Origin of the sequence: Nostoc sp. TCL240-02, assembly GCF_013343235.1 — a bacterium.
GTDB lineage: Bacteria > Cyanobacteriota > Cyanobacteriia > Cyanobacteriales > Nostocaceae > Nostoc.
On record NZ_CP040094.1, the window covers coordinates 193,651 to 214,950 of the forward strand.

A 21,300-nucleotide genomic window follows, 5' to 3' on the forward strand; every position below is an offset into this window, starting at 1 on the left:
CTTAGCTAAAATTGATCTGTTTCTTGGGAGGGGTATGGAACATTGGGAATTGGGGAAAGAACTACTGTAGCTCCTCCCCTCCTCCTTCATTCTCAAGCGATTAGCTTTTGCAGTTCACTAGTGACTTCTTCTTGGGACTGATTGCCGTTTACTGTTAAAAGTTTTTGGCGATCGCGATAATAATCAATTAAAGGTGCAGTTTCAGCGCGGTACACTTCTAACCGACGACGAATCACCTCTTCGGTATCATCTTTTCGCCCTCTAGCTAGCAAACGTTCTACCACAACATCATCTGGTGCATCTAGATTAACTACCCTTTCACCACTCTGATGTATTGTTACCAGCAATTCTTCTAGAAAAGCTGCTTGCGTCACTTTACGGGGAAAACCATCAAGAATCCAACCATTTTCTGCATCTGGTTGGTTGAGGCGCTCCTGTACCAAGTCCTGCACGAGCTGGTCAGGGACTAACTCACCGCTATTTACATAGTTTTGAGCTTTGATTCCCAAATGAGTTTGCTCTTTCATGGCTTGTCTTAAGATTTCCCCAGTAGAAATATGGGGAATATTTAGGTGTTCAGCCAATGCTTGAGCTTGTGTTCCTTTACCAGCTCCAGGTGGTCCCAAGAAGATTAGTCGCGTCACTATTGTTTCACCATTCCTTCATAGCGCTGAGAGATTACGTATGTTTGGATTTGCCTTGCAGTATCAATTGCTACGCCCACTAAAATTAACAGAGAGGTAGCACCTAGTCCCTTAAATGTGGGTACTCCTAAAGCACTTTCGACACCAGTTGGGATAATAGCAACCAAGCCCAAAAAGATAGCACCCAAAAAGGTGAGTCGGTTTGAAACGCGCTCGATATACTCGCTAGTCGCTTTGCCGGGACGAATACCGGGAATACTGGAACCCATTTTTTTCAAATTCTGCGCTACATCTACCGGGTTGAGAATCAACGAAGAATAGAAGTAGCTAAAGAAAATGATAGAAATCATGTAAACCAAGGCATAGACCCAAGAGCCAGAACCGCTTGGACTCAAATAAGTGTTAATTATATTTGCCAATTCAGCATTCTTGGCGAAATTTGCAATCAGTAGTGGCAAACTGAGGATGGCTGCGGCAAAGATAATTGGCATTACGCCGCCTTGATTTAGCCGCAAGGGTAAAAAGCTCCGTTGCTCTGCCAAAACTCGACGACCAACTTGGCGACGAGCCGAAATAATCGGGATGCGGCGCATTCCTTCTTGGACAACCACAATACCAACAATGGTTGCCAGGAAAACTAAGATTAGTACTATGACGCGACCAACTGTTTCTCGACCGCCGACTTGTACCAAATCGATAGTATCGCCTAATGCTTTTGGTAATGATGCGACAATGTTGACAAAAATTAACAATGATGCTCCATTGCCAATACCTCGTTCTGTAATGAGTTCTGATGCCCACATTACAAACATAGAACCAGCAGTCAGAGCGATCGCAGTTTCAGCTACAAAGATAGGCCCTGGATTTAAGGCAAATTGCTGGAGGAATAATGCTGAAAAAGCTGTACTTTGGAGAATTGCCCAACATACAGTGACATAACGGGTAATTTGCGATATTTTCCGCCGACCCGCTTCGCCTTCATTTTTCTGTAAATTTTCTAAAGATGGAATCGCCGCGGTGAGCAATTGGATGATAATGGACGCATTAATAAAGGGTAAAATCCCTAAAGCAAAAACGCCCAAAGTCGAAAGTCCTCGCCCGGAAAATATATCCAATAAACCGAATATGGAATTATTGCCCGATATAGCTTCGGTAAATCTAGGTCTATCAATCCCTGGTACTGGCAAGTAGATGCCCAGGCGAACCAAAATCAAAACACCGACAGTTACAAGCAGCCTACCTCTAAGCCCGGCTGCTTGTGCCATCTGCATAAAAGTTTCTTGAGCCGTTGGGGCTTTATCTCGACTGATCATAGAGTGCTACCTTTATAGTGAACCAGGCGCTGACAGCGAGTTGGCTTGCATTTAAGTGCGCTGTTCCGGCTCACTCATAAGACTTCACAACTCCCTCCAGCTGCCTCAATTTTGCTACGAGCTGAACCTGTGAAAGCTGCCGCTTGTACCTTGAGCGGAATACTCAATTCCCCGTTACCTAAAATTTTCAATGGCCCTTTGACAGCAGTCAGAATACCTGCTGCCTTCAAGGAGGTCAAAGTTACTTCTGTATTAGCGGGAAGGGAGGCTAGCTTATCTACATTAATCGTAGTGTAAATCTTCTGATTAACAATCGGGAAGCCCTTCAGCTTAGGTAAGCGGCGGTACAATGGCTGTTGACCACCTTCAAAACCGGGTCGAGTACCGCTACCGGAGCGAGATTTTTGACCCCGCATACCTAGACCAGCACTAGCACCTTGTCCGGCAGAAATACCTCTGGCTACACGCTTCTTGCGTTTCTTTGAGCCTTTTTGCGGCTTAACATCATGGAGTCTCATAAGTTACCAAGTTGTCCTTTGTCATTTGTCCTTTGTCATTTGTCTTTTGTCATTTGTTATTCACTAATGAACGCCACTTGCTTCAACAGGGGGAACCCCCGCAACGCAGTGGCTCCTAATGACCAATGACTAATGACTAGTTAGATGTAGAGATTTTCAATAGGAATACCGCGATCTTCCGCGACTTCAGAAAGAGTCCGCAATGTAGATAAGGCATTGACTGCGGCTCTAGCATTATTAAGCGGATTGTTAGAACCAAGCTGCTTGGCTAATATGTTACGAACTCCTGCCAATTCCAACACAGTCCGCACAGCACCACCAGCAATTACCCCAGTACCAGGTGCGGCTGGACGCATAATCACTTTTGCACCGCCACCGACACCATCAATGGGATGGGGGATGGAGTTGGATTTAGTAATTGGGATATCAATCAGGTGTTTTTTGCCGTCAGCTACGCCTTTTTTAACTGCGCCAATTACATCTGAAGCTTTGCCTACACCGACACCAACTTGACCGCGTTCGTTACCAACGACAACGATCGCTCGGAAGCTGAGTTTTTTACCACCTTTGACGACTTTGCTCACGCGGCGGATTTGGATAACCCGCTCTTGCCAAGTGGTTTCCTCTTTTTTGGCACGCTTTGTTCTACTTTTACGCTCTGTTGCCATAATTTATACTCTGGTGAACGTCATTTGTCAGTTGTCATTTGTCATTTGTCTTTTGTCATTTGTCCAATGACTAATGACTAATGACCAATGACTTTAGAAATCTAAACCGGCTTCGCGTGCTGCATCAGCTAAAGCTTTGACACGACCATGATATAAGTTACCACCGCGATCAAAGACTACTTTGGTGATGCCTTTTTCTAGCGATCGCACTGCGATCAATTTACCAACTTGCACTGATGCGTCGCGGTTTGCACCTGACGCTAAACTAGATTTCAAATCTGGTTCTAAAGTCGATGCTGCCACTATGGTTTGATGCTGACTATCATCAATTACCTGGGCATAAATATGCTCATTAGAACGGAATACCGCTAAACGTGGACGTTCTGGGGAGCCAACTACTTTGCCACGAACGCGGCGATGACGACGGTTTTTTGATTCTCTACGAGTAAGTTTCATTTTTACTTCTTACCACCCTTACCAGTCTTACCAGCCTTACGTCTTACCACTTCACCGGCATAGCGAATACCTTTACCTTTGTAAGGTTCTGGTGGACGAACGGCGCGAATTTTTGCGGCTGTGTTGCCTACAATTTCTTTGTCGTAGCCGCTAACAATCACGTTAGTAGTACCTTCGACTGCAAACTGAATTCCTTCTGGTGGCTCAATTTGCACCTGATGGCTGTAACCCATGTTTAGAACTAGGTTACGCCCTTGAAGTTGTGCCCTGTAACCAACACCTTGGATTTCCAAACGGCGCTGAAAACCTTGGGAAACTCCCTCGACCATGTTGGCAACTAAAGTGCGGCTCAAGCCGTGCAGTTGCTTCGATGTCCGAGTTTCATCCCGACGATTTACGTGTAATATTTCTCCCTCTTGAGAGAGCGAGACATTATCTCTGAGAGTGCGAGAAAGTTCTCCTTTCGGGCCTTTCACTACAATATTCGTACCATCGATCGCCACTTGAACTTTGGCGGGAATAGTAATTGGACGTTTACCAATACGAGACATTACTTTTTGTCCTTTGTTATTTGTCCTTTGTCCTTTGTTACTTACCATTTGTTATTTGCCTTTTATCCTTTGCTCAGACAAATGACCAATGACTAATGACAAACGACTAATGACCAATGACTACCAAACGTAACAAAGCACTTCGCCACCCAAGTTTTGACGACGCGCTTCGCGGTCAGTCATAATCCCACTGGATGTAGAAATAATGGCAATGCCAATGCCGCCTAGTACTCTTGGTAATTCTTTTCTATTGGAGTAAACACGCAAGCCTGGCTTACTCACTCGCTTTAAGGCGGTGATTAGAGGCTGACGATTCTTACCTTTATATTTTAGGGAAATCACTAGGTTATGTTTTACCCCTTCTTCTGCTTCTTCGATTTCAGCAATAAAGCCTTCCTCCCGTAGCACTTTGGCAATGCTGCGGGTCATTTTTGTAGCTGGCACTTGTGTAGTTTGATGCCGCGCCAGGTTGGCATTGCGGATGCGCGTCAGCATATCTGCAATTGTGTCGTTAGCCGCCATCGTTCCCTCTATAGATGAACTTACTGATCGCGAAAGGGCATTCCTAATTCTTTAAGTAAGGCGCGGCCCTCTTCGTCGTTTTTTGCTGTGGTGATGATGGAAATATCCATCCCACGCACTTGATCAACGCTGTCGTATTCGACTTCTGGAAAAATTAGCTGTTCTCTTACACCCAGAGTATAGTTACCCCGTCCGTCAAAGCTTTTAGGGCTAACGCCGCGAAAATCTCGAATTCTGGGCAGTGATAGGCTAACTAGTCGATCGAAAAAGGCATACATCCGCTCGGATCTAAGAGTAACCATGATCCCTACGGGCATCCCCTGACGAATCTTAAAGCCAGCGATCGCTTTTTTCGCCCGCGTTACCACTGGTTTTTGACCAGTAACAAGCGCAATTTCATTGATGGATGCTTCCAGCGACTTTGCATTTTGAGCCGCCTCACCCAAACCTCGGTTAATAGTTACCTTTACCAACTTCGGTACTTGATGAACGTTGGTATATTGAAACTGATTAATCAGTTTTGGGACGATTGTCTCTTGATATAAGCTTTTAAGTCTTGTTGTCGCCATAGTTTTTTGTCCTGATATCCCTGGGCTTGGTCAGGGAACTTTTATTGTCCTTTGTTATTTGTCGCTTGTCTTTATTACTAATGACCAATGACTAATGACTAATGACTATTTATCCAAAATCTCGCCAGTTTTTTTAAGTTTTCTGACTTTCTTGCCTTCTGAGGTAAAGGTATAACAAACACGACTGGCAACGTTCTGCTTAGTGGAATAAAGCATCACGTTAGAGCTATGAATTGGGAATTCCTGGGTGACAATCCGCCCTGATTCCCCTTCTTGCTGGGGTTTGACGTGCTTGGTTTTAATGTTGACACCTTTGACGATGACTTTACTCAGTTGGGGAAGTGCCTGGATAATTTCACCAATTTTTCCTTTGTCTTTCCCAGCAATCACTTGTACGGTGTCGCCAGTTTTGACGTGCATTTTGTGGAATACTTTGGGCGTACCCTGTTTGGTTGCCATTAAAGCACCTCCGGAGCCAGAGAAACAATTTTGGTAAAGTTTTTATCGCGCAGTTCACGGGCAACTGGGCCAAAAACTCGTGTACCTCTTGGATTACCGTCTTTGTTGATAATCACAGCAGCGTTATCATCAAAGCGAATACTCATGCCACTGTCACGAGATACAGCTTTCCGAGTGCGGACAATTACTGCTTCCACAACATCAGACTTTTTGACAGCCATGTTGGGTGTAGCATCTTTGACGACGGCGATAATTTTATCACCGATAAAACCATAACGGCGGTTGCCTCCACCTAAGACGCGGATGCACATTAGTTTACGAGCGCCGCTATTATCTGCGACATTTAGGTAAGTCTGGGGTTGAATCACAATTATTCTCCCTTGTGGTGTTGTTAGTTTCTAACAACGATGAGGTTTAAGCGGGCTTGACGTTCAGGACTTCTGTGATTTTCCAGCGCTTGGTTTTGCTCAGGGGTCTAGTTTCCTGAATGCGAACGCGATCGCCTACTTTACACTTATTTTCTTCGTCGTGAACTTTATATCGTTGGGTGTTAACCACAATTTTGCCGTACTTGGGGTGAGGAGCGCGATTTTCTATGGCAACTACCACAGTTTTTTGCATTTTATCGCTCACTACCAAGCCAACTCGTTCTTTAACTGCCATAATCTCCTACTTTTTTTCTTTAGCCGATTGACTTGCTGCCCGTTTGCGTTCTGTTTCTAATGTCAGCAATTGGGCTAGGCGATGTCGAGCCTGTCTGAACTGGTGGGGCTTTTCTAATTGTCTTGTTGCTTTTTGCAAGCGCAACTGAAATAGTTGTCTTTTGATCGCAACAATTTCATCAGAGAGCTTCTCGTCACTTAATTCTCTAGCTTCTGAAATCTTGGGAAGAGGCATAAGCTACTCCTGCTCCTGTGGTTGAGAGCGCACAATAAACTTGGTTTTTATAGGCAGTTTAAATGAAGCTAAACGCATAGCTTCCCGGGCGATTTCTTCAGAAACCCCACCGATTTCAAACAAAATTCGTCCTGGCTTGACTACCGCTACCCAAAACTCTGGATTACCTTTACCGGAACCCATCCGGGTTTCAGCAGGACGCATGGTTACAGGTTTATCAGGGAAAATCCGAATCCAGATTTGTCCACCCCGACGAATATAACGAGTCATTGCCCGACGAGAAGCCTCGATTTGCCGGGAGGTAATCCAAGCAGGTTCTTGTGCTTGGAGTGCAAAATCACCGAAGTTGAGGGTACTACCACGGGTGGCTAGTCCCTCCATCCGTCCGCGCTGTTGTTTGCGGAATTTAGTTCTTCTAGGGCTTAACATGATTGGCTACTAGGTACTAGGTACTGGGGATTAGGGATTGGGAATTAGGGATTGGGGATTGAGAATTCTTACCCAGCCCCCAGTCCCCATTCCCCAGTCCCCGTTTACCCTTCATTTGAGCGGTCTTCAAATTGCTGGCGACGACGTTGTTGTTGACGGCGACGGGGTTCACGTTCGCGATCGCGTGGGTCACGTTCGCGATCACGGCTTGCGGGTGGTAGCGGATCTGGTTCCTGTCCAGGAATAATTTCTCCCTTAAATACCCAAACCTTGATGCCCAAAATGCCGTAAACAGTTTTTGCCGTGCAATAAGAGTAGTCAATGTCAGCCCGTAAAGTATGTAAAGGTACTCTACCTTCACGAGTCCACTCTGTCCGGGCAATTTCTGCACCGTTGAGCCGGCCGCTGACTTGGATTTTAATACCTTGAACACCAGCGCGTTGGGCACGCTGAATTGATTGCCGCACTACCCGCCGAAAGGAAACCCGGCGTTCCAATTGTTGAGCAATGTATTCGGCAATTAGGTAGGCATCAGCATCAACTCGTTGAACTTCAACTACGTTAATGCGAATTTGGCGATTGCTACCCAATAGTCCTTGGAGTCCGGTACGCAAGGATTCTATACCTTGCCCACCACGCCCTACTACTACACCAGGTCTAGCTGTGCGTACTTCTAAGTCGATTTGGTCGGCTTTGCGCTCAATCCGCACTTCGGAAATTCCGGCGTTGTTTTGAGCAAGTCTACCCAGCTTTTGTTCTATATATTGACGGAGTTTGTGATCTTCTTGTAAAAGTTCTGGATAGCGGTCAGGAACAGCAAACCAACGGGATTGATGTTCATGTGTAATACCCAGGCGAAAACCAACTGGATGAATCTTCTGTCCCACGAATGCTTCCTCTAAGATTTCTTACTTTACGTAATTTATTCGTGTAAGCGTGCTTATTTTTCTGGTGCGGCTCCAACGGCCACAGTAATATGGCACGTCGGTTTGCGAATTTGGTAAGCTCGACCTTGCGCTCTTGGTTGGAACCGCTTTAACGGTGGCCCTTGATCGGCATAAGCCTGAGTAATCACTAGTTGAGTCCGATCTAACCCAGCGTTGTGTTCAGCATTAGCAGCAGCGCTTCTGAGAACCTTCAAGATGGGTTCAGTGGCGCGATAGGGCATGAATTCCAAGATGATTAGCGCTTCTCGGTACGATCGCCCCCGGATTTGATCGAGTACCCGACGCACTTTGTAGGCCGAGATGCGGATAAAACGAGCGATCGCTTTTACTTCAGTAGTATTAGTAGCCATAATTTTCTCCAATTTTGTCATTTGTCATTTTTCATTTGTCACTTGTCTTTAGCTAATGACTAATGACTAATAACTAATGACTACCTACCCGCTTTTTTGTCACTTTTTCCATGACCCCTATAGGTGCGTGTCGGGGCAAATTCACCCAACTTGTGTCCTACCATCTGTTCATTTACAAAAACTGGAACGTGTTGTCGTCCGTTGTGAACAGCGATGGTATGACCTACCATTAGGGGCAAAATTGTCGAAGCTCTTGACCAAGTTTTAATAACTTCTTTTCTGTTATTGTCGTTGAGCTTTTCAATTTTCTTTAAGAGATGATCCGCAACGAAAGGACCTTTTTTTAGAGAACGACCCATAGTTCAATTTTGGATTTAGGATTTAGGAATTAGGATTTAGAATTTCGGATTTTGGATAATTAGGTGAGTAAATCAGGTTTCACAAATTTTCAATGTTCACAAGTAGACCCCAATCTACAATCCAAAATCTAAAATCTAAAATTCTATGATTCACGACCACCGCGACCGCGTTTAGAAGACTTACGGCGACGACGCACAATGAATTTGCTGCTAAGTTTCTTGCGATTGCGTGTCTTCGCGCCCAATGTGGGTTTACCCCAAGGTGTAACAGGTCCAGATCTACCGATAGGAGCCCTACCTTCACCACCACCATGTGGGTGATCCACTGGGTTCATGACGCTACCTCTAACCTTCGGACGGCGACCTTTCCAGCGATTGCGTCCTGCTTTACCTGCGCTCAGGTTTCTCGCATCGGTGTTGCCCACTTGCCCAATGGTGGCGTAGCAATCACGCCGAATTAAGCGGACTTCTCCCGAAGGCAACTTGAGAGTTACATAATCACCTTCTTTTGCCACAACTTGAGCGCTAGCACCAGCAGCCCGCACGATTTGACCACCTTTACCAGGAGTCATTTCTACGTTGTGAACGCTAGTACCTAAGGGAATCCTTGATAGAGGTAAAGCATTACCATCTTCAAAGGGAGATTCAGGGCCAGAAATAATTATTGTTCCAACTTTCAACCCGTTGGGATGAAGAATGTACCGTTTTTCGCCATCTTGGTAGTACAAAAGGGCAATTCGGGCATTACGGTTAGGATCGTATTCAATTGCTGCGACTTTAGCAGGAATATTATGTTTATCCCTTTTAAAATCGATGATCCGGTAAAGTTGTTTGTGTCCGCCACCCCGGCGACGACTGGTAATCCGCCCGGTATTATTCCGACCTTTGGCGCGATGCTTTGAGGTAGTTAGGGATTTTTCTGGCTCGGTTTTTGTGATTTCCGCAAAGTCAGAAACTGTAACTTGGCGAGTGCTGGGGGTATAAGGGCGATAAGAACGAGTACCCATAATCTATTTTGGATTTTGGATTTTTGATTTACTTAAATTTCGGATTTTGAATTTTGGATTTAATGAGTGTTTAACTAATTACGACCATGTTTGGTATTTATTCAGTAAACTCCTCAATCTAAAATCTAAAATCTAAAATTCCTAGACTTCTGGGAATAGAACTTGTCTAATCTTGTCTTCATCCCCAGGTGCGACTGTAACAATGGCTCGCTTATATTGGGGCTTATAACCGATAAATTTACCAACGCGCCGTTTTTTACGTGGTGGTAAGTTGGTGTTGACTTTTACAACCTTGACCTGAAATAAGTCTTCGATCGCAGCCTTGATTTCTGGCTTAGATGCCTTTGGAATTACTTCAAAGGTGTACTTATTTTGCTCCATCAAGATAGTCGCCTTCTCGGTGACTATTGGGCGACGTACTAAGTCGGCAAGGTCGCGGGGGTCAAAGCTAGGCACTGTAGACCTCCTGAATTTTTTCTAGGGCTGATGCCGTAACTACAATTTTGTCAGCGTGCAGTAAATCAAAAACATTTAACTGGTCGGCTGCAATTAGTTTTAAATTTTCAATGTTGCGGGCTGACAAATAAACATTATCTGTATCCGCAATTTCAGACAAAATTAACAGTGCCTTGCTTTCTGGCGCTACTCCCCAACGGGCAAGAGCTGCTACTAAGTCTTTAGTTTTCGGGCGAGATAGCTCGGTGCTAAATTCTTCTACTACGATCAAATCGTCAATGCGGCTGACAAATGCTGTCCGCAGTGCTAAACGTCGCTCTTTGCGGTTCAACTTCAGGTCGAAATCTCTAGGCTTTGGCCCAAAGATCACACCACCACCACGCCACAATGGTGAACGAATAGACCCTGCACGAGCGCGACCAGTACCTTTTTGTCGCCAAGGTTTACGACCGCCACCTCTAACTTCAGCACGAGTTTTTGTACTGGCGTTTCCTTGACGAGCATTGGTTAATTGCCGTACTAAGGCACGATGCACGATATGGGAGGCTGTTTCTTCTTTGGCAACGCGCAACTCGAAGGTCGTCTCGCCGACCTGTTCTCCTTGCCAATTTTTAACTACGCTTTCAACCATCTTTGTTATTTTGTCCTTTGTCTTTTGTCCTTTGTCTTTTGTCATTTGCCATTTTTCTTTTGCCATTTGTCATTTGTTCTTTGTCCTTAAACCAATTGACAAATGACTAATGACCAATAACTAATGACTAATTACTAATGACTCTTGACTATCCCACTACTTTCGCGGGTACAACACTTACCAGAGCGCCTGGTTTACCAGGAATGGCTCCTTTAATTAGCAATAAATTGCGTTCTGCATCAACTCGCACTATGGTCAGCTTACGGATTGTAATGCGTTTTCCACCTAAACGCCCTGCCATCCGCTTACCTGGATAGACACGACCTGGTGTTGTACCAGCACCAATAGAACCTGGCGCTCTGTGGTTTTTGGAACCGTGTGACATGGGCCCACGACCAAAGTTGTTGCGCTTCTGGTTTCCCGCAAAACCGCGACCGATGCTTGTGCCGACTACATCGACAATTTGACCCGCACTAAAAATATCTGCTTTAATCTGTTGACCTAAAGCATAATCACTAGAACTATCAGTGTGATATTCATTTAGGTGACGCAATGCTGGGGCAGATGATTTAGCCAAATGACCCAGTAGTGGTCTGTTCAGTGCTTTTGGTTTAACTTCGCCAAAACCAACTTGGATGGCAAAGTAACCGTCGGTTTGTTTCGTTTTAACTTGTGTAACAGTGCATGGACCTGCTTGAATGACAGTCACAGGAATAGCTACTCCTGCTTCGTCAAATATTTGGGTCATGCCCAGCTTGGTGCCGAGAATACCTACAGACACAGTAACTGGTTCTCCTTTCTACTTGCTGACCTTGGAATTGGACTCTAGAGGACACGCTTTGTACGCATCAGTTTAGGCTGAGTTAGCCTGCGAAATTTGGCATGGTTTTAGTAAACCAGTCCAAAAACTTTGGGACACAACAAACCGTGTCCGTACTGCTTGGTGAATCTGTTTAGCTTCACTCAATAGATCACCAGAACAGCTACAATTCTCTTCCGTTTGGGAAGGAGTAACTTCTGGAATCAATGCAAGGCGCTACAGTTTTAAGCTGTGTGCAGCAATGCTTTCGTCCAAGCAATTGCTTTGGCACTTTCTGGAGGCAGCGCTGTCGGCGGGTTTTCCGATTTGTGTACGCCCTAATGACGGTTTCCCGGAGGTTGGCTACTGCCCTGTTGCAGTTGGACTTAAGCGGTCTTTACCGCCCAGTATCCATTAACTGAGACTGACGTAATGCCATGAAACCAACATTGCTGCTCAGTTTTACTTCCTTAAATACCTTAAACTATTGTTTAAGATTTCGCCTGCTTTTTCAGAGGCACGGGAGCAAATTCACTCTGGAGCTTAGGATTGGCTTTGATTGTTCATCCATAAGCTCCAATGTTGACCTGAAAGCTTTCTTAGTTTACCAGTCTATGATCAATCTGAGTTATATTATCCAATTTGGATTAAATTATCAGCTCTTAATGCTAACACTACCTCAGAATGACAGTAAAAAGTTTATCTAATTTGCGTGTTTGGTCACAATCTAATAATATAAATTATTTATTTATGTTTGTCCAGTAATTTATAGAGTTATTTTTAGTGAGTAGGGAAGAACAGGGAAGCATCGGGCAAAGGGAGAATAAAAAATTATCTCTTTCCCCTCTGCCTCTTCTCAATACCCAAAGAAAATGCTTTTAATCTAGCGGTTCAGGGTAAATAATAGAGATATCTAAGTGGGATAAGACGAAAATCTATGGCACTAATTACCACTGGCAACGGTTTAATCCGCGATCTGGAAAAATTTGGCGCTCTTGGAGTGTATGTACCTCTGGAAGGGGGTTATGAGGGTAGATATCAACGCCGACTACGCGCTGCTGGCTATACCACCCTCCACATTACTGCCAAGGGACTGGGCGACGTAGCTGCCTATCTCACAAGAATTCATGGAGTCAGACCTCCTCATCTTGGAAAAAAAAGCACTGGTAGCGGTGCGGCAGTAGGTCAGGTGTACTATTTGCCACCAATTCTCGATTCTCATCTAGAACAGCTACCACCAAAGTCAAAGGGGCTGGTTTTGTGGATTATTGAAGGGCATATTCTTTCTAATGAGGAACTTGAGTATTTAACGAATTTGCCTCAGTTAGAACCACGAGTGAAAGTAGTAATTGAGAGAGGTGGCGATCGCGCCTTCCGTTGGACTTCTCTAGAAAAAACTCTGTTAGCTAGTTAGTCCTTTGTCATTAGTCATTAGTCATTGAGTTATAAGCAAATGACTAATGACTTAATTCAATCAGCATTTCAATAATGCTGAGTCGAAAAGCACAAGATGCAAATAATCGGCAGGAAGTCTGGTAAATAAATGCTGTATCTAGACGAATTTGCTTAATGCCCATCTGATGAAGGGTATGTCAGCTTTTGTCGCAGGGTGAATCAACAGAATTTCTGGAAATTGTTGCAGAAACGGTAGAAGTGGTCATCTGAAATGGTTGTAAGATTTAGAGACTACGGCAAAAGGCTTTCTGATTTTGAGGAAGAAAAGCTATGTTCAATCAAGGTTGCGAGAACGCTTGCCAGATGACACATCAGGCTGGAACAATAGCAGTCTTGCCAGCCGCCTACCCCGATGGATAAAGTTGACGCAGCATCGGGAAAAAGTTTTACAGAAAATTCAACAATTAAAACAGAGGTTGTAATTAAGGTTTTAATTCTGTTGGTGAGCGAATTTATAACCACCCCACAGAGAAAGAGCGATCGCAATCACTAGCAAAATTGGTATCGTGTATCAAGGAAACTGGGATAAAAATAAATTATCCCGATCGACGAGAGTGCAACCATCCCCAGTAATTATGAATTCTAAATAGTTATTATAGTTACCACTAATCCCTGAGCCGGGTTTGATAGAACTACCCAGACCTAAGCCAAAAGCTAAAATGTATATCAGTGGAGATATTAAGCCTGATGCAGTCAAGACTAGGCATATTGAAAAGAGAGATAAAACTTTAGACCACTCCCTGCAAAATGGACGCGAAGGTGATTAAGCAACAATGAGACGTAAACCCTCTAGTAGATCGGCTACTACTTCTAAACCCTCTATTTTCCAATCCCCTATGTTTAACCTCTTCACCATCGCAATTATGGGAGGGGTGTTGATTTTAGGAATTGGGATTGGCATTGCTTTTAGTTCTACAACCACGTTAGCCCCATCAAATGTGGCTTCCCGTGAATTCATTGACACCAAAGCACCAAACCCGGAAATTTGTGTACAGTACGGAGCTAGCGCGATGGTGATGGACGCTAGACTGTTCGTTACTCTAAACCCTTTTAATGTTTATGTTGCCCAGCCGAGTATGCGTCCTGGATGTGTGATCCGACAAAATAACTGGGCGCTTTTAGAGCAACGTAAGTTGGTGACATCCGATCAGGTAAATGAGTGCAAAAATCGCCTGAACACCTTTGGCTTTACAGGTAACTTGGACAGTGACAAACCTGATATTAGGTGTATATATCAGAATGAAGCTGCTCAAAACTTCTTTACGGCTCAACCAGGAGCAGTTGGAACTCCTCAAGAAACGGACAGATTTTAGATTTGGGCTTTGGGGTTAGGGAAGAGGTGATAAGTGACAGGTGACAGGTGCAGGGGATAATCTGTACCCTCTTACCTGTACCCTATTCCCTTATTCAGTGCCTAATCCCCAGTGCCTTCATCAGATCATTCGTATTATTCACGGATAATGGTCAAACCTAAAGCTTTGTAGGCACTCAGCATATTATTAGATACTGTAGGTGCTGTTACTAAGTAAGTCAGGGCACGAATGGACTCCACTAGATAAGGAGCAGCCGTGTCCAATTTTTCAGCTGTCACTAATCCTACTACCTCAGCCGATCCAGCAATCATGGCTCGTTTGACGTGGGCTTCGTCTAGATTAGGTACACTAATCCCAATCTCTGGATGTAAACTGCAAACCCCCAACATACACAAATCTGCACGAATCATCCGTAATGTCTCAATCGTGACAGTACCCACGTTCACCAAGGCTTTTTTATAGAGTTGTCCACCTAACATCACAACCTCTATACGAGGATGTTCTGCTAAAGCAACGGCGATTGGCGGACTGTTTGTGATGACTGTCGCTTGCAAATCTAGGGGCAAATGACGGGTTACTTGGAGAGTTGTTGTACCTCCATCCAAAATCACCACCTGTCCCGTACAAACTAATTTTGCTGCTGTCCGAGCGATCGCTTCCTTTTCTTTTGGCGCTTGCTTTTGGCGATCGGCATAACTGGCGGTGGCTGGAGATTTGAGGAGCGCTCCCCCATGAACGCGTTGCAATAGTCCGGTTTGTGCCAGTTCTCGCAAATCCCGGCGAATCGTATCCTCTGAAACTTTGAGAACAGCACTAAGTTCTGTCGAAAGTACCTTTTTATCACGACGCAGAATTTCTAAGATGAATTGTCGTCGTTCAGCAGTTAGCATAATTAATTTTCCTGAAATTGCGTTTTTAGACTTGAAAATGCACGTTTGTGAGTTTATACTTATTAAAAAGCAGCATTTTCAATTGAATTCAAGCACTTTTATGCATAGTTAAATGTACTAATTTTGGCATTTGATGAAACTAGATGGTTCCAATTTGTTTGTCTTAGCTCCCAATCCCCAGTCCCTTTTACTAAATAAACCATGACTATTATTGATACCCAATTTCCAATCGATCTTGGTGCTTACCAATTTTTAGCGCTCAATCCAGCCAATTCGAGCCTCACAGATGAACAGCGAGAGATTCTAAAAGCGAATATTCAACTTTGTCGGGATGCGATCGTGTTTTTTACAGCAACTGGTGCCGCTAGTGGAGTAGGTGGTCATACTGGTGGCCCGTACGATACAGTGCCAGAGGTAATGATTCTCGATGCCTTTTTCCGGGGAGCATCGGAGCAATTTGTGCCAATTTTCTTTGATGAAGCAGGACATCGAGTCGCCACCCAATATCTCATGGCAACGTTGCATGGTGACTTACCTGCCGAGCAACTTTTACGTTATCGCCAAGCACATTCCCATTTACCAGGACACCCCGAATTAGGGTTAACTCCTGGTGTGAAATTTAGTTCTGGCCGCCTGGGCCATGTTTGGTCTTACATCAATGGTGTAGCAATGGCAAATCCGGGCAAAGTTGTTTTCTGTCTTGGTTCTGATGGATCTCAGCAGGAAGGCAACGATGCCGAGGCTGCTCGCTTGGCTGTTGCTCAACATCTCAACGTCAAGCTGATAATTGATGACAATGATGTAACGATCGCTGGACATCCTTCTAAATATTTACCTGGTTTCAGTGTCGCCAAAACCTTAGAAGGTCACGGCTTGAAAGTACTTCAGGGAGACGGGGAAGACTTAGACGATTTATACCATCGTCTTTGTGAAGCTGTGAATACTCCCGGAGCGATCGCTATTATCAATAAACGCCCGATGTGTCCTGGGATTGAAGGTTTAGAAGGTTCCACTCATGGTCATGATGTAATTCCTGTAGATTTAGCAGTTAAGTATCTAGAATCTCGTGGACAAACTGCGGCTGTCGAATACTTGAAGAGTATTGAGAAACCCAAACAAACATATACATTTCTGGGTTCCAGTGACAAATGGGGCGCTAATCGCAATGTGTTTGGTGAAGCCGTGGTGGGTGTCCTCAGTCACATGAGTGAGGCGGAGCGTAAAGAAAAAGTCAAGGTCATTGATAGTGACTTAGAAGGCTCCTGCGGTTTGAAGAAAATTCACGATACATACCCGGAAATATTTATTCCTTCCGGTATTATGGAACGGAGCAACTTTTCTGCTGCGGCTGGATTTGGGATGGAGAAGGGCAAGCAAGGTATTTTTGCGACCTTCAGCGCCTTCTTAGAAATGTGTATCTCAGAAATTACAATGGCACGGCTGAACTATTCCAATGTTCTGTGCCACTTTTCCCATGCGGGTATAGATGACATGGCAGATAACACCTGCCATTTCGGTTTGAATAATATGTTTGCCGACAACGGCTTGGATGATGGCTACGAAACACAGCTGTACTTCCCAGCAGATGTTAATCAAATGACAGCTTGTGTAGAAGCCATATTCTTTGAGCCTGGACTGCGGTTTATTTTCTCCACCCGTTCCAAAGTCCCCAATATTCAGGACAGCAACGGCAATGACTTATTTGGAAGTGGCTACAAATTTGTTCCCGGTAAAGATGAGGTTGTACGAGAGGGAACGCAAGGTTATATCATCAGTTTTGGCGATGCTCTCTACCGTTCTCTGGATGCTGTAGAACGTCTGAAGCAAGAAGGGCTAGACGTTGGTTTGATTAATAAACCAACTTTAAACACCATTGATGAAGAAATGATTACCAAAATTGGTAACGCTCCTTTTGTCCTTGTAGTAGAAGCCTTCAATCGGCGGACAGGCTTAGGCAGCCGTTTTGGTTCTTGGCTGCTAGAGCGCGGGTTGACTCCCAAATATGCTCATCTTGGAACTCATAAAGAAGGTTGCGGTGGTTTGTGGGAACAGTACCCATATCAAGGTATCGATCCAGTGAGCATTATCAACAAGGTGAAGGAGTTAGTTGGAGGACAGTAATAGCTACAAGCACAATATTATTAGGCAATACAGTTCAGTTAAGGCTAAAACTCTTTGCCAAAGTCAATTTTTTAACGTAGACGCGGAGCGGCTTGCCGCAGGCTACCGCAAAGACGCAAAGGACGCAAAGAGAAGAAAGATATGCTTAACCCAAGCGTATTGCATTACTAGGGCATGGCGCATAGTAGATGGGGTATTGGTTCGATTTTCCATGCCCAATGCCCAATTTTTATTTAGTTTTGGGTAAAGGTTGACCAAACTCAATTACCTGGGGATTGGAAGCATTGGGGATTGTTGGAACTGGAAATTCCGACGTACCAGAAGGAGGAATGCTATTTAAGTTACCGGGTTGATTTGGGAAAGAAGGAGGGGGAAGAATCAAAGCAGGTTGTTGAGAGGCTGTATTCGGATTTAGGGGAGGTACAGTGACAAAAGGCTGCCCTAAGTTATTGGTAATTGTTGTGGGCAGGTCATTTGATATAGGCGGAAGTGTGAGTAAGGGTGCTTGTAAATTAGTAGTAGTTACAGGTAGGTTACTAGGCGGCTGTGACTTATGTGGTGTTTGAGTTTGTTTCTTGGGTGAAGATGCTGAGTTTCCTGGTTTTGCGGCAGTAGTTTTACCAGAACTAACCGGACGTAATACCCAGCAAGTGGAGTTTTTTCGGGAAACTGGTTGCAGTTGTACCTGTTTAGGATTAAAAGCAGTCCCTGGCGCTAAATCTAAGACAATGCGTGTGTCATTTGCATTCAGTTGAGAAACGCGAATGCTTTTAATTGCTCCAGAATAATTTTGTTGCGTGGTAACTTTGCCCAACTTGGTATTCGGTAAATCTACAACAAGCCGAGAGGGTTGGGCTAAGTAGAAATAACGGGGAGTTGTGCCTGCTGAAAGGTTAATTTCGAGTTGCTGTGTTTTTGGGGAAAAACGCCAATTATCTAGCTTTGCTACTGGTGTAGCAGCAGTAGTATAAGTTTCAAAGGCGATCGCTGCACAAAAGCCTAATAGACTGATGTTAAATAGCTGCTTGCGCCATTGGCAAAATTGCCTAGTCTTTAGTCCCTGATCCATTCTTTTTATCTGCTCCATAAAACCCATACAATGCGCTCACATTGCTGTTTACTTGGTGCTTTAAATCCCTAGAGGCGATTAATCGCGTCTCTACCCCACCCCCCAATTCAATTAGCTTCGGGCACAGCAGTAAATTTTAAGGTTTGTGGAATGCCATTTACGCTTAATTGACCTGTCATATTACCTTTATCCACAAGTTGCATTTGAATTGTGACTGAATTCAGAGGATCGTTTTGAGGGCGAGGAATATTACAAAGGATTGATCTACCAACTTTTCCAGATAAATTTAACTGTTGATTTCTGAATATGCCTGCCAGAGAGTGCTTTTCGTCAGTATCGGCGTTAGTGTTTGCCGATAATACAGAAGCATTTAAGTAAATACCCGACTGCTGAATGTTTAACGTTAGAGTATCCGATTTTTCACAGTTCGGCAAATTCTCTGACAGAGTTAGACGATACCTGCCGTTCACTGGCGGAGGAGCCTTAAGATTGTTTTCCCCGTAAACGGTTACAGTTTTAAACAACAGTAGTACTGAAATTATTGCTACTCCGTAAAAAGCCAAAGATTTGAAGTTGAAATGATTCATGATTTCAATTCCTCAATGTTGGCTCTTGACTACTAACTTCAGGCAGCATAGAGGCAAGGTGAGCGGTAACTTGACTGTAGCGGCGGGTAATCAGCAAAGAAGAACGACATTGGATAGCTAGTTGATCTGTATATCTTCCCAAGGTTTGGCGTTCGATACCCCAAGTGCGGCTGGTGCCAGCAATAGTTAAATCAACACCTTCTGAGGCTTGAATTACAGCTTGGATTGGTTCTGGGGCTTCGACAATTTTAATTTCAATGCGATCGCGTACACTTGTGGGCAACTGCTCCATCATCATGTGCAGTTCGTAAGTCAATTCTTCTCTAGTGTGATTTGCTGCTATCTGTAATATTTGCAACATACAAGTCTCACGATTGATTAGCAGTCTTAGAGCTAGTATGAGTGCTAAATCATCATGGATATTTGCAGAATAAGGTACGAGTAAACTTTCTAATCGCTCTTTGGCTTTATCTACAAATACTGCTACATCTACTGGTGCGGTGGTAAGTATTTGTCCGACTCGTCCACCTAAACGATTACTACTAAAAGCTGGCCGATGCCAGCCTACAAGAATGAGATCAACTTGTTCTAATGTGGCAATCTGTGCTGTTTCGCGGGCAACGTTGCTGGAGATGCGAACGATAGGATGCACACAAGAACGAGTTTCTGACGGTTCGAGAGTATTAATTAATTCTTCTAATTGCTGGCGGCGCTGGGCGATTAATCTGTCTGCTTCAACTGGGGTACTTTCAAAGGCATAGTCTTCTTGAAATTCAATCAAGCTAAGGGGGTTAACTACGGCAGGATATCGGTAACTGAGAGCGACACCGACGGCGGGCTGCGCCAAGGCTACTGCCAACTGTACTAAACCTTTTTGGCTACTTGGATTAGCCACTGGCACCAAAATTCGGAAAGGATGAGGGTAAGTTTCATCTCCAGCAGAGGTATCTAGAACTGTTTCTGCTTCCAACTCGGGTTCTACAACATCTAACCTGATCAGCTTCTTCGGATATGTCCATTCCAGCAGTGGCGAGGTCATGAATGTAGTTACCAATGCCATAATTACCAGCATGGTAAATATTAAAGGGGAAATTACTCCTAACTCTAGACCAATGTTTAGTACTATCAGTTCGGTTAAACCGCGAGTATTCATTAACCAACCCAGTGCCGAGGCTTCCCGTTTACTAATGCCACTGACACGGGCTGCGACATAAGTACCAACATATTTGCCTGCGATCGCTACTCCTAAAACTAACGCACACAAAAGCCACAATTCTGGACGGTTCAGCAAACCAATCTGTGTTTTTAAGCCACTATAGGCAAAAAATATGGGTAGCAAGAATATCAAAACAAAATCTTCGGTTTTTATTGCCAATTCCCTGACTAAATCTTCGTTTTTGGGCATTGCTGCTCCCAGTAAAAATGCCCCAAAAATTAAGTGAATCCCAATTAGTTCGGTAATTAATGCCGACGCAACCACACCCATATAAATCCCAGCTAGCAGCAATTGGCTGAGTCTTCCCGCCCGCAGGTAGTGTTTGGCAAGGCGTTGCAGGAACCAACGTCCTGCCGTCAACATCAAGCCGATGTAGACGATGCTGGCGATAATTGTGGGTATAGCACCAGCAAAGTCACCAGTTCGAGCAACTGCGATCGCTACTGCCAAGAGACACCAAGCTGTCACATCGTCTACGGCTGCACAAGTTAGCGCCAAGGTTCCTAAACGCGTTCCTTGTAAATTGTTTTCAGTAATGATTCGCGCCAACACTGGAAAGGCAGTAATCGACATTGCCGCCCCCAAAAACAAGGCAAAGGCGGTGAAGGATACACTTGCATTAGAAACTAGGGGATAAAGGATCGCAGCTAGCAATGTTCCCAAGGAAAACGGCACTAAAATGCTGACATGAGAAGTTAAAACAGCTACTTCTAATTGCCCACTAAGATATTTTGGATTTAGTTCTAGCCCAATCAGAAACATAAAAAATATTAGTCCCACTTGAGACAAAACATTTAAAAAAGGAATAGTTTCTGGTGGAAACAAAGTAACTGCTAAATGGGGGGCAACTAAACCAAATAAAGATGGGCCGAGCATAATTCCGGCAACAATCTCACCAATTACCAAAGGTTGCTTAATGGAACGGAATGCTAGCCCTACTAACCGTGAAAGTCCAATAATAATCAGTACTTCAACCAGAACGAGAATAACTATGTGCATGGTTTCCTCACAATTAACTATCTGGTTTCTCTAAGATGAATCTTTAAAGGGTCTGAAAATGTCAAGTTCATTAGA

General features: G+C 44.3%; 29 protein-coding genes. 5 read left to right on the plus strand and 24 right to left on the minus strand.

The features are described from left to right. Positions 1-92: 92 nt before the first annotated feature. The 20 genes from FBB35_RS00945 to rplC form a co-directional block, all read right to left on the minus strand. On the minus strand, positions 93-644 hold the full coding sequence (locus FBB35_RS00945; RefSeq protein ID WP_174708099.1) for an adenylate kinase: 552 nt from the start codon (positions 642-644) through the stop codon (positions 93-95). Then, positions 644-1,957, minus strand: a complete 1,314-nt coding sequence (gene secY / locus FBB35_RS00950) for a preprotein translocase subunit SecY (protein WP_174708100.1) — start codon at positions 1,955-1,957, stop codon at positions 644-646. Before secY ends, FBB35_RS00945 begins: the two co-directional genes overlap by 1 nt. 74 nt (positions 1,958-2,031) lie before the next feature. After that, a complete protein-coding gene (gene rplO / locus FBB35_RS00955) occupies positions 2,032-2,475 on the minus strand; it encodes a 50S ribosomal protein L15 (protein ID WP_174708101.1) in 444 nt (147 codons plus the stop codon). Positions 2,476-2,615: 140 nt separating this feature from the next. Continuing rightward, the gene (rpsE, locus tag FBB35_RS00960; RefSeq protein ID WP_174708102.1) at positions 2,616-3,143 is read right to left on the minus strand and encodes a 30S ribosomal protein S5; all 528 of its coding nucleotides are present in this window, start codon (positions 3,141-3,143) and stop codon (positions 2,616-2,618) included. Positions 3,144-3,236: 93 nt separating this feature from the next. Continuing rightward, positions 3,237-3,599 (minus strand): 50S ribosomal protein L18, encoded by a 363-nt coding sequence (rplR, locus tag FBB35_RS00965; RefSeq protein WP_094328454.1) that lies wholly within the window; start codon positions 3,597-3,599, stop codon positions 3,237-3,239. A 2-nt stretch (positions 3,600-3,601) separates the two neighbouring features. Next, positions 3,602-4,150, minus strand: coding sequence for a 50S ribosomal protein L6 (gene rplF, locus FBB35_RS00970; protein WP_104906407.1), 549 nt, complete (start codon positions 4,148-4,150; stop codon positions 3,602-3,604). Between the two features lie 120 nt (positions 4,151-4,270). Continuing rightward, the gene (rpsH, locus tag FBB35_RS00975; RefSeq protein ID WP_012410712.1) at positions 4,271-4,672 is read right to left on the minus strand and encodes a 30S ribosomal protein S8; all 402 of its coding nucleotides are present in this window, start codon (positions 4,670-4,672) and stop codon (positions 4,271-4,273) included. Between the two features lie 20 nt (positions 4,673-4,692). Then, on the minus strand, positions 4,693-5,241 hold the full coding sequence (gene rplE / locus FBB35_RS00980) for a 50S ribosomal protein L5 (protein WP_174708103.1): 549 nt from the start codon (positions 5,239-5,241) through the stop codon (positions 4,693-4,695). Positions 5,242-5,346: 105 nt separating this feature from the next. Further along, entirely contained in the window at positions 5,347-5,700 is a 354-nt protein-coding gene (rplX, locus tag FBB35_RS00985) for a 50S ribosomal protein L24 (protein ID WP_114081986.1), read from the minus strand. Continuing rightward, the gene (rplN, locus tag FBB35_RS00990; RefSeq protein ID WP_012410715.1) at positions 5,700-6,068 is read right to left on the minus strand and encodes a 50S ribosomal protein L14; all 369 of its coding nucleotides are present in this window, start codon (positions 6,066-6,068) and stop codon (positions 5,700-5,702) included. Before rplN ends, rplX begins: the two co-directional genes overlap by 1 nt. Before the next feature lie 46 nt (positions 6,069-6,114). Then, positions 6,115-6,363, minus strand: a complete 249-nt coding sequence (rpsQ, locus tag FBB35_RS00995; protein ID WP_094328457.1) for a 30S ribosomal protein S17 — start codon at positions 6,361-6,363, stop codon at positions 6,115-6,117. A gap of 6 nt (positions 6,364-6,369) precedes the next feature. Then, positions 6,370-6,597: a 50S ribosomal protein L29 gene (rpmC, locus tag FBB35_RS01000; RefSeq protein WP_174708104.1), complete on the minus strand. Its 228-nt coding sequence runs from the start codon at positions 6,595-6,597 to the stop codon at positions 6,370-6,372. A 3-nt stretch (positions 6,598-6,600) separates the two neighbouring features. Continuing rightward, positions 6,601-7,026: a 50S ribosomal protein L16 gene (gene rplP, locus FBB35_RS01005; RefSeq protein WP_012410718.1), complete on the minus strand. Its 426-nt coding sequence runs from the start codon at positions 7,024-7,026 to the stop codon at positions 6,601-6,603. Between the two features lie 104 nt (positions 7,027-7,130). Then, a complete protein-coding gene (gene rpsC, locus FBB35_RS01010) occupies positions 7,131-7,913 on the minus strand; it encodes a 30S ribosomal protein S3 (RefSeq protein ID WP_174708105.1) in 783 nt (260 codons plus the stop codon). A gap of 53 nt (positions 7,914-7,966) precedes the next feature. Next, entirely contained in the window at positions 7,967-8,323 is a 357-nt protein-coding gene (gene rplV / locus FBB35_RS01015) for a 50S ribosomal protein L22 (RefSeq protein ID WP_012410720.1), read from the minus strand. An 80-nt stretch (positions 8,324-8,403) separates the two neighbouring features. After that, a complete protein-coding gene (gene rpsS, locus FBB35_RS01020) occupies positions 8,404-8,682 on the minus strand; it encodes a 30S ribosomal protein S19 (RefSeq protein WP_012410721.1) in 279 nt (92 codons plus the stop codon). 143 nt (positions 8,683-8,825) lie between these two features. Further along, positions 8,826-9,689: a 50S ribosomal protein L2 gene (rplB, locus tag FBB35_RS01025; protein WP_012410722.1), complete on the minus strand. Its 864-nt coding sequence runs from the start codon at positions 9,687-9,689 to the stop codon at positions 8,826-8,828. Positions 9,690-9,830: 141 nt separating this feature from the next. Beyond that, positions 9,831-10,145 (minus strand): 50S ribosomal protein L23, encoded by a 315-nt coding sequence (locus FBB35_RS01030; RefSeq protein WP_012410723.1) that lies wholly within the window; start codon positions 10,143-10,145, stop codon positions 9,831-9,833. Next, positions 10,138-10,776, minus strand: a complete 639-nt coding sequence (rplD, locus tag FBB35_RS01035; protein ID WP_174713488.1) for a 50S ribosomal protein L4 — start codon at positions 10,774-10,776, stop codon at positions 10,138-10,140. The genes FBB35_RS01030 and rplD overlap by 8 nt, the downstream gene beginning before the upstream one ends. Before the next feature lie 148 nt (positions 10,777-10,924). Then, positions 10,925-11,557 (minus strand): 50S ribosomal protein L3, encoded by a 633-nt coding sequence (rplC, locus tag FBB35_RS01040; protein WP_094342450.1) that lies wholly within the window; start codon positions 11,555-11,557, stop codon positions 10,925-10,927. A gap of 280 nt (positions 11,558-11,837) precedes the next feature. On the opposite strand from rplC, the gene FBB35_RS01045 reads away from it, so the two are divergent. From FBB35_RS01045 to FBB35_RS01060, 4 genes are all read left to right on the plus strand, one after another. Beyond that, positions 11,838-11,993, plus strand: coding sequence for a hypothetical protein (locus FBB35_RS01045; RefSeq protein WP_174708106.1), 156 nt, complete (start codon positions 11,838-11,840; stop codon positions 11,991-11,993). Positions 11,994-12,512: 519 nt separating this feature from the next. After that, positions 12,513-12,989 (plus strand): NAD(P)H-quinone oxidoreductase subunit N, encoded by a 477-nt coding sequence (locus FBB35_RS01050; RefSeq protein WP_012410726.1) that lies wholly within the window; start codon positions 12,513-12,515, stop codon positions 12,987-12,989. Positions 12,990-13,382: 393 nt separating this feature from the next. Continuing rightward, a complete protein-coding gene (locus FBB35_RS01055; RefSeq protein ID WP_174708107.1) occupies positions 13,383-13,523 on the plus strand; it encodes a hypothetical protein in 141 nt (46 codons plus the stop codon). A gap of 280 nt (positions 13,524-13,803) precedes the next feature. Further along, positions 13,804-14,343 (plus strand): DUF3172 domain-containing protein, encoded by a 540-nt coding sequence (locus tag FBB35_RS01060; RefSeq protein WP_174708108.1) that lies wholly within the window; start codon positions 13,804-13,806, stop codon positions 14,341-14,343. Positions 14,344-14,477: 134 nt separating this feature from the next. Here the strand turns inward: FBB35_RS01060 and FBB35_RS01065 are convergent, their stop codons facing one another. After that, positions 14,478-15,233: a DeoR/GlpR family DNA-binding transcription regulator gene (locus FBB35_RS01065; RefSeq protein WP_174708109.1), complete on the minus strand. Its 756-nt coding sequence runs from the start codon at positions 15,231-15,233 to the stop codon at positions 14,478-14,480. Between the two features lie 201 nt (positions 15,234-15,434). On the opposite strand from FBB35_RS01065, the gene FBB35_RS01070 reads away from it, so the two are divergent. Continuing rightward, the gene (locus tag FBB35_RS01070; protein WP_174708110.1) at positions 15,435-17,354 is read left to right on the plus strand and encodes a transketolase C-terminal domain-containing protein; all 1,920 of its coding nucleotides are present in this window, start codon (positions 15,435-15,437) and stop codon (positions 17,352-17,354) included. Positions 17,355-17,583: 229 nt separating this feature from the next. On the opposite strand, the gene FBB35_RS01075 is transcribed toward FBB35_RS01070, so the two are convergent. The 3 genes from FBB35_RS01075 to FBB35_RS01085 form a co-directional block, all read right to left on the minus strand. Next, positions 17,584-18,423 (minus strand): AMIN domain-containing protein, encoded by an 840-nt coding sequence (locus FBB35_RS01075; protein ID WP_174708111.1) that lies wholly within the window; start codon positions 18,421-18,423, stop codon positions 17,584-17,586. Between the two features lie 107 nt (positions 18,424-18,530). Then, the gene (locus FBB35_RS01080; RefSeq protein WP_174708112.1) at positions 18,531-19,010 is read right to left on the minus strand and encodes a hypothetical protein; all 480 of its coding nucleotides are present in this window, start codon (positions 19,008-19,010) and stop codon (positions 18,531-18,533) included. Between the two features lie 4 nt (positions 19,011-19,014). Further along, the gene (locus tag FBB35_RS01085; RefSeq protein ID WP_174708113.1) at positions 19,015-21,225 is read right to left on the minus strand and encodes a cation:proton antiporter; all 2,211 of its coding nucleotides are present in this window, start codon (positions 21,223-21,225) and stop codon (positions 19,015-19,017) included. Between the last annotated feature and the right edge of the window lie 75 nt (positions 21,226-21,300).